The sequence below is a fragment of the Psychrobacillus psychrodurans genome (assembly GCF_050209195.1).
Classification (GTDB): Bacteria; Bacillota; Bacilli; order Bacillales_A; family Planococcaceae; genus Psychrobacillus; species Psychrobacillus psychrodurans.
The window spans coordinates 1,935,286-1,949,346 of sequence record NZ_CP189791.1; the positions used below are offsets into that span (position 1 = coordinate 1,935,286).

Below are 14,061 nucleotides of genomic sequence, written 5' to 3' on the forward strand. Positions count from 1 at the left end.
TTCTTGGTCTGTTCGAACATTACCTAAGAATAAGCCCTTAAATTCATTACAAAAAAATTATTAAAGAACACATCTATAATTTTATTTAAAAGTTTGTAACACAGTACCTTGACCATTATCTGATTCAACTTCAGCGAATGCTCCATTTATAAAAGTCATTTGTGGTGGAACATGACCGCAATCAATATCGTACAAAATAGGAATTCGAAGCTCTTTAGAAAGTTCTTTATAAACATCTTCAACTGTATAATTTGTAACAGTTGGATTTGCTGGACTTCTCCCAAACATAATGCCACTACAATCCTCAAACCAACCTGCTAATTTCATTTGCACGAGGGTTCTACGCAATTCGGTTGTCGATAACTGCAAATTTTCGAGATACCAAATAACAGAATCTCCTTCAATATAATTCTCTTTAAAATTTTGTACATTCCCATATGGTGTACCAATCAGATGCCTAATTATATCAATACAACCACCAAGTAACCGCCCCTGTATCTTAACTTTTTCGTTTGCCGTTGATTTCCAGTAAGTTTGTTCTTTTAGATTGAAAATATAAGGAGTAGGGTTATCAGGTTGCCATTCTTTTTGATATTTTTCTGATGAATGTTGGAGAATTGATTCATTCATTTTGGTTGACAATACTGTTTGCCACATTGCTGTCGTATCATCAGAATACTCTCCTCTTAAATCCACTAAGTTGGTTCCGTGTGCTGTAGCAGTACCCGTTTTCAATGTAATTGCTAACAGTAGCAAACTTATATCAGAATAACCTAATATCCACTTACTTTTTATATTTTCGAAGTCAATATATTCAAGTGTCTCAATAAGTAGCTCTCCGCCCCAAGGAGGAATAATAAGTTGAATATTATCACTAAGCATCATTTTATTGAACTCTTCTGCACGCTTTTTAGCAGATGCAGACTTTTCTTTAACTTGTGTCCATGCAGTTTCTCCGCAGATGAAGTTAAAGCCTTTCTTTTCCACACTTTTGAGTGCAGATTTCAACAAATGATGTAATTCACTTGGGACTCCAGATGATGGTGCAGTTACTCCTATTGTTGCACCTTTTTCTAAGATTGGATATTTTATCATGCTTAGCAACTCTCCCAACGCTTTTTGTAAAAATAACATTTTATATGTTATTAAAAAAACCTTCTTTTATTACAATAACCTCCTTTTGTCCTATCTCAATTCGAGATGAAAATTCAAGCCTGATTAAACATTTATTTGCTAAAGTCCTATCTGGAAGCTCTATAGTTTTTGACTATGCAGATGAAACACTCTATGAAGAAAAAGGCATGTCTAATAGAGTTGAAAATATGGTTAAAATGGCTTCAGCAAGTGGCGAATCGATGAAATCCAGGTTCACAAATAACCCCTTTCCACAGTTGGGTAAATTACTTTTCAACTAAACTGCTTCGTTTAAGAAAAAAGGCTTTACTCCTTCGTTATTTTAATAATCTTCTTTCTTCTCATTCTCCGCCCTTCAACTGGTTACTAAACTGCACTGTTAGTAGAACATGGTAAAGTAAATTTTCAAAAAAATAATTTATATATAACATATCCAACAACTAAAACAACAATTAGTACGTAAAAAACCTCTCCTTGTCAATTAAACTGCCCTTTTAGTTCAATAAGAAAAAAGGCTTTACTCCTTCTTGAAGTAAAGCACTCGTTAGTTGATAAATTTTATTATAATTCCACATAATACAGCTACTCCTACAAATGTGAATAGATAAAGAAAAGGAGAATTAACCTTACTAAAACTCACTTCACTTTGAAGTGTCTCTACATTATCCCAAGCACTCGCAAAATCTGGTTTATAGTTTCTTGTTTTTATATAACCAAATAACATCATACCGAAAAAATAGACTACATGAATTACAACTGAACCAATAAATGCTTGAAGGAACAACAACATTTAGACACCCCCTATACAACTTCCTATCACCATGATAACCCATATGTCTTGTTCTGCTAAAGCATCCGTTAGTTGAAAAAGCTCATTTGTTTCCTATATCAAATCACGGTATAAATCACTCAATACTAAAATTTTCTTTTTTATTTCAGCTCTTAACTCTATGGGTTCAACTACTTTTGCATGCTTTCCCATTTGTATGAAATAGTCAGCCAAAAAGTCTATTTCTGTTTCACTTATTGAACCCTTAATGACTCCATAACCTTTACTGTCTATTGATATTTGATAATATAGCGAAAGATTAGATTTATATTTTTCTACTCCTTCTGGTGTTAATTCCACAATAAGATCATACTCTTTTTTTGTAGTTAAAATGTTAATAATATCATTTAAGTTGGTTTCTTTTAGATTCATCTTGTCATTTCTTACACTTAATCCGATCTCTGATATTCGATCGCAACGAAAAAGTCTAAATTCCTTCCTAAGATAACAATACGAAGGACAATACCATCTTCCATACTGAGAAAATAATCCAACTGGTTGAATTTCTCTTTTAACCCCCAAGTAAGAAATCCAAAGCGGCTCATTTCCTATTGCCGCCATAAACAGCTCTTTTAATAGGGGACTTTCTTTACTCTGATTATCTATTTTGAAATCAATCTTGTTTTTGATTAAATCAATTTCATCTTTCATCTTTCCGTTTAGGTTCAGATAGAATTTTTTTATGATTGAATTATATTCCGATTCAAAAGGTAGGCTAATAAAGTGTTTTAAAGACAAAAGAGCAAAAAAGATAGAGAAAGTTTCCTCTTTTGTAAAAGAGACAGCAAGTAGATTTTTTTCTTCCAAAACTTGATATCCACCATTAGCTCCTACCTCTGAAATTAATGGAACCCCTAAAATACTTAGTTCTTCTAAATCCCTAAGAATCGTTCTTCTTGAAACATTAAATTCTTTTGCTAAATCATCTACCTTAAACTTTTTGACTCGATTAATATACAACCTTAATTCATTTAATCTAATTGCCTTACTCAAGATTTTCACCCTTTTGCTAATTGTGTCATCATTTGTCACTATTACATTATATACTGAAGACAGTATCAAATTAATAGAATTTTCATAATTAAATTAGGAGGAAGTATTATGCAGAAAAAAGCTTTAGTAATAATTGATATTCAAAATGACATGACAAAGAATTACAAAGATATCATTGACAATATCAACAAATCAATTGATTGGGCGGTCGAAAATAATATTCATGTTGTTTATATAAGACATGAGAATTTGTCACCCGGTACGAGAACTTTTAAAACAGGTACACTAGGTGCCGAATTAGCTTCAGATTTGAAAATAGTATCAGAAAATGTTTTTACAAAATATAAAGGAAACGCATTAACAAGTGAAGAATTCACAGACTTTATTAGTAAAAATGAAATAGACGACTTCTACATCACTGGAGGAGATGCTATTGCTTGTGTTAAGTCAACTTGCTTTAACTTACGTAAATCAAACTATGGGGTTAGTGTACTATCAGATTGCATTACCAGTTATGATAAAAGGAAAATTGATGGTATGATAGAATATTATGAAAGTAAAGGAAGCGTGATAATTTGTTTGAATGACTTATTGATTTAACAAATTTAAGTTCCATTTAATCGTCCAGAGATAGTTTTAGCATACTGCTTTGCTCCGTTTCTAAAAATATCTATACGCACTACTCAATAATTAAAGAATAATTTTTTAATTTGAAGTTAAGTCATAATATTCATTTAACTATACCATCACTAAGATAGTTAGTGTAAGTGAGGGCGTTATATAGTCCATCGGTGGATTAAACGTTCTTCCAGATTACACCTAAAAGTATACCTGAATTTTTTTGGTTTAATATAAATTGAGGGAACCTCTTGGCGTAAGCCAACAATAACGTCATTCCAATAATGGAAAAGGCACTTATATTGCAAGGGAAATTATTATTAATATGCAGGTTAGTTAAAGAGAAAGGAGAAATATGAAAATGCACTATTTTGTGGGTTTTAATTTCGACAATTTTTGGGAAGAGGGTGAATACGCAAAAAACGAATATACTTCTAATCCACCTACAGATGAAGTTATCCAAAGCATTGAAACGGAATTAGGCTATAAATTGCCTCCGTCATATATCTGGTTAATGAAACAACGGAATGGCGGTATTCCAACGAAAGACTGTCATTCCACAAGCATTCCAACAAGCTGGGCGGAGGACCACATATCTATATCCGGTATTTACGGCATAGGATTTGAAAAAAATTGCTCACTAGGTGGAGAGTTTGGTAGTAAGTTTTGGATTGAAGATTGGGAGTATCCAGAAATAGGAATTGCTATCTGTGATTGCCCTTCGGCTGGTCATGATATGATCTTTCTTGATTATAGAGAGTATGGGCCAAAAGGAGAACCGAGCGTTGTACATGTAGATCAAGAAAACGATTATAAAATCACATTTGTAGCTAAAGATTTTGAAAGTTTTATTAAGGGGTTAAAAAATGCAGAAACCTTTGAATCAGATAATACGGATGATAATCAGTTGAACGGATACGAAGTGGAAAGTTTTTGGATTCATCCTGATCTTGATAAAAGATTAAAGGGGGAATAAAAATGTCTTGGTATATAGATAGTCCTTAACAAAGAATTAAAGAATCTCCCTATAATTTTTAAGTTCCAAACAAACAAGTTTTTGGACTAAGAAATTGATATATATAATGAGTAGGTACTAAAAGTAATACACCAAATAGAAAGGCTCCAACGGTCTTCACGCAATGTAAAGTCTTTGTCAACATACATAAAACTAAATATAAATACAGCCATCAGAACTGACAAAATTCCTAATATGAGCATAATATAAAACAAATTTTTCACTTCCCTACAATGATTTAACAATTATATTTACTTAACTTTATACTACAGTTCTTTAAATCAACACCCTATTTATATAACTTTTCACTCTTAATCGCTAGGGTGATTTTTAGGGAAAAAATCATTTAATATTGTCGCTCAATATCTTTCGATGGAATACTAGACCGTTCAAATCTTACCAATATATTACCTTATTTTGTATATGTAATTTTTTCCTTATTAAACAAAACTCCCCTTTTTAAGTATAACATTTCACACTGGATTGCCGAAATCTACTTGATATTTCTGGACATAAAAATAGACCATCGAAATGATGGTCTTGTTTAACTAAAGCACCTCGTTAGTTGAATAATAATTCAATTTAATAATTCATAATGCCTTCAACCACAGAGAATAAAATGTATAACGAAGTGCATAAAAGGAAGATACCCCACAATAAACTCTTAGTTCTTTTATATTCTCGTAACCCCATTATAAGTAACGTTATACTCAGAAGTATTAACATCAATGGTAGTAAGTTATAGTTTTCCGTAACCTTACCGTAAATACCAATTAACATAACAAAGATTACAAATATTATTTGAAATAACATTAAAATATCAAACTTTTTTTCTTCCATTATTTATACCTCCCGCTGATAATCTGACAATTTCAAAAGATACTATTATTAAACTAAACTGCCCGTTTATTCAATAAAAAAAGGCTTTACTCCTTCTTGAAGTAAAGCACACCGTTACTTTAAGTGTAATTTTCACAATGTTTTTTACGTTTTTGTTCTAAAAATCTCAGCAACTCCAAGTTTTTATGACTTTGTTGCCTTTTCTTGGTATTTATAATATACAAATGAAGATGCTATAAAAGTTGTACCGACTATCATAAAAACAATATGATGGTATGGTCTATCAAGAATGTAAAGATTCACAAATAACATAATAAATATAAACACTATACAAAAATATAGAAATCTAGCAAATTTCATTTTAACTACCTCTTTTCCAGGTATTCCTTATACTTCTAAGTTCAACATAAATTATAACAATTCCTTCTTAAAGTAAACTGCTTCGTTAGTAGAATAAAAACAAAGCGATGTTCTTATTGAGGAATCGCCTACTAATATTGTATTAAAATAATAATAACAAATGTCATTCCTATATCACTAATTAAGGATGCAAGTTTTATTTAACGAATTGGACCATCAGAAATTTCAGGTTCTTTTTGGTACATCCACCGTTTCCCCCATAATACACTTTCTTTTGGATTAAATAACTCCAGATTAACACCCCATATAATGGAATGATTATAATAAAACCTATGATTATATCACCTATCTTCATATCTCCCTCCAAAAATCAATAAGTAATATACGATTGAAATTTCTGGTGGTTTCAAAACACTTATCTGTACTTGAACTATTCCTACATAAAGCATCCATATATACTTGCTTCTTCAACAAATCTGCCTCTTAGTTTAAGTGTAACATTTTACAAGGGATCGAAGAAATCCACTTGATGTTTTGGACGTAAAAAAGGACCATCGAAATGATGGTCTCGTTTAGCTAAAGCATCCGTTAGCTTAATCAGTGCCTACTGCTAGCCATGCGATGCTCCACATAATAAGAGTAAACGATATTGTAAGCCAAACAGTATTAACCGTAGTTTTTTCTTCGTGTTTTACCATTTTCAATATAGAAACCAAATTCAAACAAAATATAACGCACAAGATAGGCATTAATAACAATCCTATGAATGCAGCTGCATAAATCATATTCTCACTCCTTTGTAGTTTTCAATTAAACTGTTGCTTTAGTTCAATAAGAAAAAAAGCTTTACCCCTTTTTGAAGTAAAGCATTCGTTAGTTTAAGTACAATCATTCACAATCTATCAACGATTTCAGTAATTTCTATAAAAATCTTTTTAACCCCTGAATTACTATATCAGGTCTATCGAGATGAATACTATGGTCACTACGGTCTGCTATGATAAGTTCTCCTTTTGTAGATAATTGAGTTAATCCTATTTGCAGTTCTCTCCAAACTTTTTCATATTTTACTGCCTCTTCTTCTGGAATATTGTATCGAACAAAGGCATTAACTGAAGCCTCTATATCTCTTGCTATAACTGTTAGTGGAATGTTAGGGAATTCACCTAGTTCTTTTATACTTTCACTACTTGATTCCCAATTTTGGAACTCTTCTGCAACAGTTTTAAACATATTAGGACTGGTGATAAATTCCTCAAATCCAATCACTTCATTCTTGGTAAGGATGCCCTGACAATCATCAATTGACTGATTATAAAGATTTCTAAGTTCCTCTTTTGATTTATATGAATTGTCCATATTACTTTGTACCATTTGGTCTATTGATATTAGAGAATTCATTACTGGAATATCAAGATTATATAAACGATTAAAGTTTGGTGAAGTTGAATCCAATAAAATTAATCCATTAACTTTGTCTGGGAAAAGCATTACATAATGTAATGCACATAGTCCTCCAAAAGAATGTCCCATTATAGTGACATTTTCCTTTATTCTTAATGACTCAATAAATTTGTTTAACTCGTAAGATATATTTTTAGTTGTCCTTGGATTTTTTGAAATCCTACTACTACCATAACCAGCCCTGTGATACATAATTATAGTAAAATCTTTCATTATGTTTTTAACAAAGGGAAACCAGTTGTAAATTGAACTTCCTATTCCTATTTCTATAAGGAGAATCTTCTCCCCCGTACCAAAAACTTTGTATTCTAAATCTAATTCAGCGTTTTCTAATTTTTCCAATGCTACACCCCTTTTTTAACCATACTTTTTCAATATCCTTATTCAACTAAACTGTCGCGTTAGTTTAAGCGAAATGTTTCACAATCTCCACTAACAAGTAGTTTCTGATTACCTATTTATAGGTCTTTCTAAAATCAATTTTATTGTATTTTGATCTATTAGTATAATAAGTTCAACAAAACAATCGTTAATCCCTTCCTTCCAGAATCAAAGCTCCTACTTATTTTTATCCATTCTCTCCAAACTCTTTTTCAAGTTCCACTCGTTCAAAAACAACTTCTCCTTCCCTTTATTACTTCTTTTTACTCAATTTTCGGTCGTTTTTGTGTTAATCCTTCTTTCCATAACCTCATGTGAAAATTAAAACAGCCAAAACCCTTGTCATATAAGAGGTTTGACTGTTTTAAGTACAAATGTTAATTTGCGTTAAAAGGTTACATGAGGAGCACCCCTATCCAAAACACACCAAAAAGCGTATATTCCACTAATTCAAATTAGTGGAATATACGTTTTATTTAGGTTTAGTTTGTCCAGTTTAATTAATATAATCCTTATTCAAGTAAACTGAGTGTTAGTTCAATAAGGAAAAAGGCTTTACTCCTTCTTGTAGTAAAGCACGCCGTTAGTGTAAGTACAAATATTTACACTGATTGTCAGTGGACTGCTATTAGGTAAGTACCTTACAAGCGATAAGAATAAAAATCCACGAATTTACAAATTCGTGGATTTTATTTTTTTATATGAAAAATAATTGTATATAAAATCGAATATTGATACGAAATAGGCTGAACCAGCAAAAAAGAATATAGGGGAATCATAAGGGTTGCTGAAAAAGCCTTGTAAATCAATAAAGTCTTGTAATTCCAAATAAAGTAACCAAAGTGTTGTGATGACAAAAAGAGAAATATCGTAAGCGATACTTAGTGGGCGTTTAATCTTTTTTAGAGCGAAAATAAAAACGACAATTCTAAAAAAAACAAATAGGAATAAACAAGTTTGATAAGCGAATGTAACATAAATGATTGATGGCTGTATTGATTCTGGTATCGTCAGCATCAGCATAAACTCCTTTGAATAATTTTATAAATAGTTTATCGACTGGAGTTGTTATAAAGCAGGAAACGAAATTATGATTCTATAATTGTTATATAATACAAAAAGGTATGATTTTTATATTGCATACGAATTAGACGAGCAAAAAGAATCATTATTGAAAAAAGGCTTTACTCCTTCTTGAAGTAAAGCATCCTTTAGTTTAAGTACACTATTTCACAAATGTTTTATGTAAAATATCTCAAATTATCTTTTAAATTTTATCACAATATAAATTATGCAAGAAATCAGTGCAGTTAATCCATAGAAGAAAAAATTGTTAATATTAAATAAGTAAGATACCCCATTTTCAGCCTCAATTAGATTTAGAATATTGTTTAATACACATAGAAACAAGAGAATTGCAGATAAAATAAATACTAATAAAAGTATATTCTGAAAAAATTTCATAATGGACTCCTTTTAATTCTACATAATATAGTAAACAAACATAACTTTGCTGCTTTTCTACCTCCACAATAATACTCTTTCTTGAAGTAAAGCATCCGTTAGTTGAGTAAGGAATCTAATTTAAAATATTGAGTTAGTGGTATTTTTCTACCTTCCTTATCCCATTTAAGGTATTCTTCAAATACTATCTTAACATCATTATTTGCACTAACCTCAACTAAATACTTTACAGCAAGAAAACTACGCCAATAATCAAACATTATACTCGTTAAACTTCCTTGATAACTGGCTTTCCCAAATTCATCTAAGGAATGATTTCCATACTTCTCTTTGAATATTTCTACCATTTCTGACTCTACTTTTGTTATTTCATTAAACTCAACTTCGCTCAATAAAATTTTTCTTGGTAAGTATTCACACATTCCTTCTTCAAACCAAATGCTGTCTTTCCTCTCATCATCAAACTCATCTACAAACAAATCTGAGTGGTGGGTTAATTCGTGTCCTACTATAGTAAATAAATGGTTTTCGGACATATTTTCATAGAACTCTTTTATATTTGGATTATTATGTTCTTCTAATTGACTAACAAATAATTCCCTCCAACTTTTTAAATCAGGGGAAATATAAATAATATCCTTACTTGTATATGCAGGTATAGGCACTTGGGAAAATATATTTGTTGCTAATTCTTCTGATGTCCAAACTATTCCTTTTGGTAAATCCCTTAAACCATACTTATTTTCTAGTTCGTATTGATACTTCAATAACTTTTGGGTAAACCTCTCAATTATATCCTGAAATTTTTCAAAGTCCTCTTTATTTTCAAAAGCATATATTTGTTTCATGAAATTACCTCTTTCTATAATTTTTCAGCAGATATTGTTGAACTAATCCGCTGCGAGTTCAATTAAAAAAATGCGTTACCCCTTCTTGAAGTAAAGCATCCGTTAGTTGAACAAGGTTCAACACTTGCAGACCATCAATTGGTTCCCATAAGGATCTTTAAAATTAAACCAATGGTTATGCTTAATTTTTGTTGTTAATTCGACATTCTTACCTCTCATATACTCATATGCTTGTTCTATATTATTAGTGTTTAAATGAAAAGGTGGAGTTTTGAAGATATTATCCTCTGAATAGATTTTGCTATCTAATACAATTCCTGTTCCATTCATAGGCACTATATATAAATGACCATATAAAACCTCACCATCTACTGGTAACCCTAATATGTCACAATACCAATTACGTGCTTCTTCAATATTGTTTACAGGAATAAAAACTGTTCCGATTTTATTTAATATAGGATTCATAAACTACCTCCATAAATCGAATTCGATTCTACAAGATTTATTCGCGACAATTTATATATTCTCCTTCTTATTAAACTAAACTGACGCTTTAGTTTAAGGAGAAAAAAGAGTTGCCGAAGCGACCCTATTGAACTTTACTTAAAGCACCTCGTTAGTTCTAAAAGATACACTGTATAAAAACAAGGAAAATAAACAAAGAAACAATAATAAACAAATATCCTTCAAATTTTTTTCTGTCTTTTTGAAGTTCGACTATTCCCGATACCAACATCAACGTCCCTAATAACAACATCATAAACGGCATTAACTCATAATTTTTACTTATTAAGATATAACTAGAGAACACAATAACAATTATCCCCAATAAAACTCTACTTACTTTCACAATTTACCTCCTAAATTTATAATTGCCTTTCTTCAACTAAACCGCCGCTTTAATTCTATTTAATAAGAAAAAAGAGTTGCCTAAGCCCCCTGATTTTTAAAGCATCCGTTAGTTTAATAAGGACTTGTTTTAATCTAGTTCGTTAATAACTTCTTTTATTGTATCTATTACAATTTCTGGATTTTCCAAATGAATTGAATGCCCATCTTCAGTCTTAATTTGAACCGTATTATTTGTTAAATTAGAAAGAATATTTTGATGTTCTACCCAAGAAACATCATTATTGTTAGAACTTAAAACAGTTATTGGTAGTTCTTTATTTAATGGTTTTGATTCTTTTAATTGAAAGGCTGATTCTTCACTATAAAAGAATTCTTTATATACTGCTTCGAATGTTTTTGGGTTATAACCAATATAGTTTATATATTTTTGATAAGGTTCTGGCAAACGTTTTCTGCCAACTGGTTGGTTTAGTAGTCTAGGAATACCTAAGCTTGAAGTTATATATCCCAATCTAAATAACCTCAAGTTTTTCTTATGAATGTTCTTACGTTCTTCATCCCATTCACTACTCAAATATCTGTTTTCGTGTACTGAATCAATTAAAATTAAAGCTGCCACTTTCTCAGGATATTTACTAGCAAATAATCGCATATTTAAACCACCAAATGAATGTCCTACTAACACGTACGGAGTTTTTGAGTTTAATTTTTCTAACACTTTTAACAAATCCTCAACCACGTTTTCACTTGTATATTTTCCTTTTACCGATGAACTCCATCCATATCCCGCCCTATCGAATGAAATAACCTTCGAAAATTCAGAAACTTGGGGTTGGATATAATACCAATCAATTGAACAACAGCTTAATCCAGCATCTAATATTACTGTATATTTTGAATCATCGCTTCCAGAATCAATTGTATGAATTACTCTATCATTTATTTTTACTAGATTGCCCAATCCGTTTACTTTATTTTTCTTATTAGAGTACATATTTACTAATGTTAATGGAAATCCAAGGAATCCAAGTGTGGTTTTAATAATTTTTTCTTTCTTCATATAACCTCTCCTCGTATCATCTAGAGATATGACAGCATTATTGAACGGATTGTGCGAATAATATTTGAAAAAAGTGCTACCCCCAGACTTGAAGTGTTCACTAATTTACATATATTAACTTATTCAACAAAATAGCAAAAATACCTTCATATTCAACTTAACTGCCCCATTAGCCACCCATGTAGCCCAAAACCAGCGCTACACCACATAGAATGAAAATATGAAAATCGGGTGGATACTCAGGTTGGCGAAGAAGGTCGATCAACTATGGTGCCATTTAGCCCATCCGTTAGTCTGACTCCGACGACCACGGTGCATCACAGACTGTCGCACTCTATACGAGTAGCACTCATGGGAGTTTAATCCTACTCTGGTTATTGCACCAGCCCGCCATTATTCTAACAAGAATGGAGTTGATCCCTAATTTAACTATCAACTTAATATAAACATTCTAAAGGCTCAGCCTTTTTAAAAAAAATCTATTTCTGAGTCTTTTTTGTTATGCAATTTTATAGATTTTGAGCTTTTTTTAATTTTCATGGGAGTTTAAGAACAAATGTTGTAGTTGGATAGTTATACATCTGATTTTTGGTTATTACTTTTTAATTTTATAAACTTAATAATGAATAGAATTATTACTAAAATCATAAGAGACTGACCTAAATGGAGTAGCCCTGTCCCTAAGGGATAATTTATTGCATATTCTTTTTGATATTCCAATAGTTCTTTATTACTTATAAGATTGATATCTTGTAAAGGGATAAGGATGGTTTGTAATATAAATCCAATTATTATTAAACAAATTGATATAAAAATTATGCTAAAAAGTGTTATTTTATTGAACATAAGCCCCATAATATCACCTCACTTTTTCTACTTCTTACACAGACGTTTTCACATAATAAAAGTTGTACAATACAAAAGAATATTTCCGAATATTTCCAACGTTATTCTTAAACAGAGCCTTTATTTAACACTTACTTATTAAACTAAACTGCTTCGTTAGTTTAAGTGTAACATTTCACATGTACATAAAAATAGACCATCATTTTTTGATGGTCCTGTTTAACTAAGCACCCCTTAGTTGAAGTATTACATTACCTACAAGGAAATCATATATAAACAGTGATTATTCACTAAAATCTAGATTACTAGGCTTTTTCGGTAAGTAGTCTTGTAAAATCATATTCGTCGTACCTACGTTCTCACCCACTTCTTCAAAACGGAAACCGTCTGCCCATACTTTTCCTTTGCCAATAAGTAAAACGCCAAAGTGAATGGAGACACTTTCTTCTGAAACATCTAAAACGATTGAGTAGTGGTTCCACTCTGTAGTACCTTGAATAGAACGACTATCCATATTATCAAATTGAATGGTATCACCAGTAACATTATCAATACGAAGCCAAGCCCCACATTTTGTCACCTGTTCTGTTTTTAAGAAACATGACATCTTTATTCGTTTTCCTTTGTAATCATCTGCTTGGAAACCTTGCATCATTGTCCCAAATTGTTGTTCATTTGCCTCATCTTTCGCATAAAGCAAGCCTGATTTTGTACCTGTGTGGAATACATTTTCATCTACCATTAATTCAAACATCTCAGGATTAGAACCACTTAAGTTCCATCCGTTAATTTGTTCTTTTGTGTTCAAATCATTCTCCTCCTTTATCATTCGTACAACTTTCATCACCTTGCGATATTTTCCTGGTGGCAAGCTATACACTTCTTTAAACGCTCTTGAAAACGACTCTTGAGATTGAAAACGGAAAAAGAAAGCGATTGTTAAAATTGATTCATCTGTTTGTAACATAAGCGTAGCAGCTGTTGCTAATCGGCGTAAACGTATATACTCCACAATCGACTTCCCTGTTTCTTTTTTAAATATCCTTGATAAATGATATTTCGAGAAACCAATAACGGAAGGGAAAATATCCAGTTGAATATCTTCCGTCAGATTGACCTCGATATAAGAGATTGTTTTTAGCGTTATTTCACTGTAATACATCTCGCTCACCTCATGATAATCATAACGGATTAATTGAAAGAATTTTTGATAAATATTGCTATCTTAACAAATTTAATTAAATCCACTTACAATAACTAATTCTATTTGCTTTTAATTGAACCCGCTTATTCCACTAAACTCCCTCTATAAACATTGAAGTATCAACGATTTTCATCACTTCGTGATGTGAGA

12 protein-coding genes and 1 pseudogene are annotated in these 14,061 nt (G+C 31.2%); 3 read left to right on the forward strand and 10 right to left on the reverse strand.

What is annotated here, in order from left to right; genetic code table 11:
• Positions 1-81: 81 nt before the first annotated feature.
• Positions 82-1,095, reverse strand: coding sequence for a S66 family peptidase (locus ACQCPR_RS09170; RefSeq protein ID WP_427138839.1), 1,014 nt, complete (start codon positions 1,093-1,095; stop codon positions 82-84).
• Positions 1,096-1,124: 29 nt separating this feature from the next.
• Here ACQCPR_RS09170 and ACQCPR_RS09175 point away from each other — a divergent pair.
• Positions 1,125-1,373 (forward strand): annotated as a pseudogene (locus tag ACQCPR_RS09175) (hypothetical protein); the annotation flags it as partial.
• 305 nt (positions 1,374-1,678) lie between these two features.
• On the opposite strand, the gene ACQCPR_RS09180 reads toward ACQCPR_RS09175, so the two are convergent.
• Together ACQCPR_RS09180 and ACQCPR_RS09185 are read right to left on the reverse strand one after the other, a co-directional pair.
• Entirely contained in the window at positions 1,679-1,924 is a 246-nt protein-coding gene (locus ACQCPR_RS09180; RefSeq protein ID WP_427138840.1) for a hypothetical protein, read from the reverse strand.
• A gap of 93 nt (positions 1,925-2,017) precedes the next feature.
• Positions 2,018-2,956, reverse strand: a complete 939-nt coding sequence (locus tag ACQCPR_RS09185) for a helix-turn-helix transcriptional regulator (RefSeq protein ID WP_427138841.1) — start codon at positions 2,954-2,956, stop codon at positions 2,018-2,020.
• A gap of 108 nt (positions 2,957-3,064) precedes the next feature.
• Between ACQCPR_RS09185 and ACQCPR_RS09190 the strand changes: the two genes are divergently transcribed.
• Together ACQCPR_RS09190 and ACQCPR_RS09195 are read left to right on the forward strand one after the other, a co-directional pair.
• Positions 3,065-3,556, forward strand: a complete 492-nt coding sequence (locus ACQCPR_RS09190) for a cysteine hydrolase family protein (RefSeq protein WP_427138842.1) — start codon at positions 3,065-3,067, stop codon at positions 3,554-3,556.
• 373 nt (positions 3,557-3,929) lie between these two features.
• The gene (locus ACQCPR_RS09195; RefSeq protein WP_427138843.1) at positions 3,930-4,550 is read left to right on the forward strand and encodes an SMI1/KNR4 family protein; all 621 of its coding nucleotides are present in this window, start codon (positions 3,930-3,932) and stop codon (positions 4,548-4,550) included.
• A gap of 621 nt (positions 4,551-5,171) precedes the next feature.
• Here the strand turns inward: ACQCPR_RS09195 and ACQCPR_RS09200 are convergent.
• The 7 genes from ACQCPR_RS09200 to ACQCPR_RS09230 all read right to left on the reverse strand — a co-directional run bounded on the left by ACQCPR_RS09200 (position 5,172) and on the right by ACQCPR_RS09230 (position 13,869).
• Complete coding sequence (locus ACQCPR_RS09200) at positions 5,172-5,429, reverse strand: DUF3953 domain-containing protein (RefSeq protein WP_427138844.1); 258 nt, start codon at positions 5,427-5,429, stop codon at positions 5,172-5,174.
• Positions 5,430-6,710: 1,281 nt separating this feature from the next.
• Positions 6,711-7,595: an alpha/beta fold hydrolase gene (locus ACQCPR_RS09205; RefSeq protein ID WP_427138845.1), complete on the reverse strand. Its 885-nt coding sequence runs from the start codon at positions 7,593-7,595 to the stop codon at positions 6,711-6,713.
• A 1,601-nt stretch (positions 7,596-9,196) separates the two neighbouring features.
• Positions 9,197-9,946 carry a hypothetical protein gene (locus ACQCPR_RS09210; protein WP_427138846.1) on the reverse strand — a complete coding sequence of 250 codons (750 nt, stop codon included), beginning with the start codon at positions 9,944-9,946 and terminating at the stop codon, positions 9,197-9,199.
• Between the two features lie 117 nt (positions 9,947-10,063).
• Entirely contained in the window at positions 10,064-10,414 is a 351-nt protein-coding gene (locus tag ACQCPR_RS09215) for a VOC family protein (RefSeq protein WP_427138847.1), read from the reverse strand.
• Between the two features lie 157 nt (positions 10,415-10,571).
• Positions 10,572-10,799, reverse strand: coding sequence for a DUF3953 domain-containing protein (locus ACQCPR_RS09220; RefSeq protein WP_427138848.1), 228 nt, complete (start codon positions 10,797-10,799; stop codon positions 10,572-10,574).
• Between the two features lie 129 nt (positions 10,800-10,928).
• Positions 10,929-11,861: an alpha/beta hydrolase gene (locus ACQCPR_RS09225; protein WP_427138849.1), complete on the reverse strand. Its 933-nt coding sequence runs from the start codon at positions 11,859-11,861 to the stop codon at positions 10,929-10,931.
• A 1,129-nt stretch (positions 11,862-12,990) separates the two neighbouring features.
• On the reverse strand, positions 12,991-13,869 hold the full coding sequence (locus tag ACQCPR_RS09230) for a helix-turn-helix domain-containing protein (RefSeq protein ID WP_427138850.1): 879 nt from the start codon (positions 13,867-13,869) through the stop codon (positions 12,991-12,993).
• Positions 13,870-14,061 lie beyond the last annotated feature (192 nt).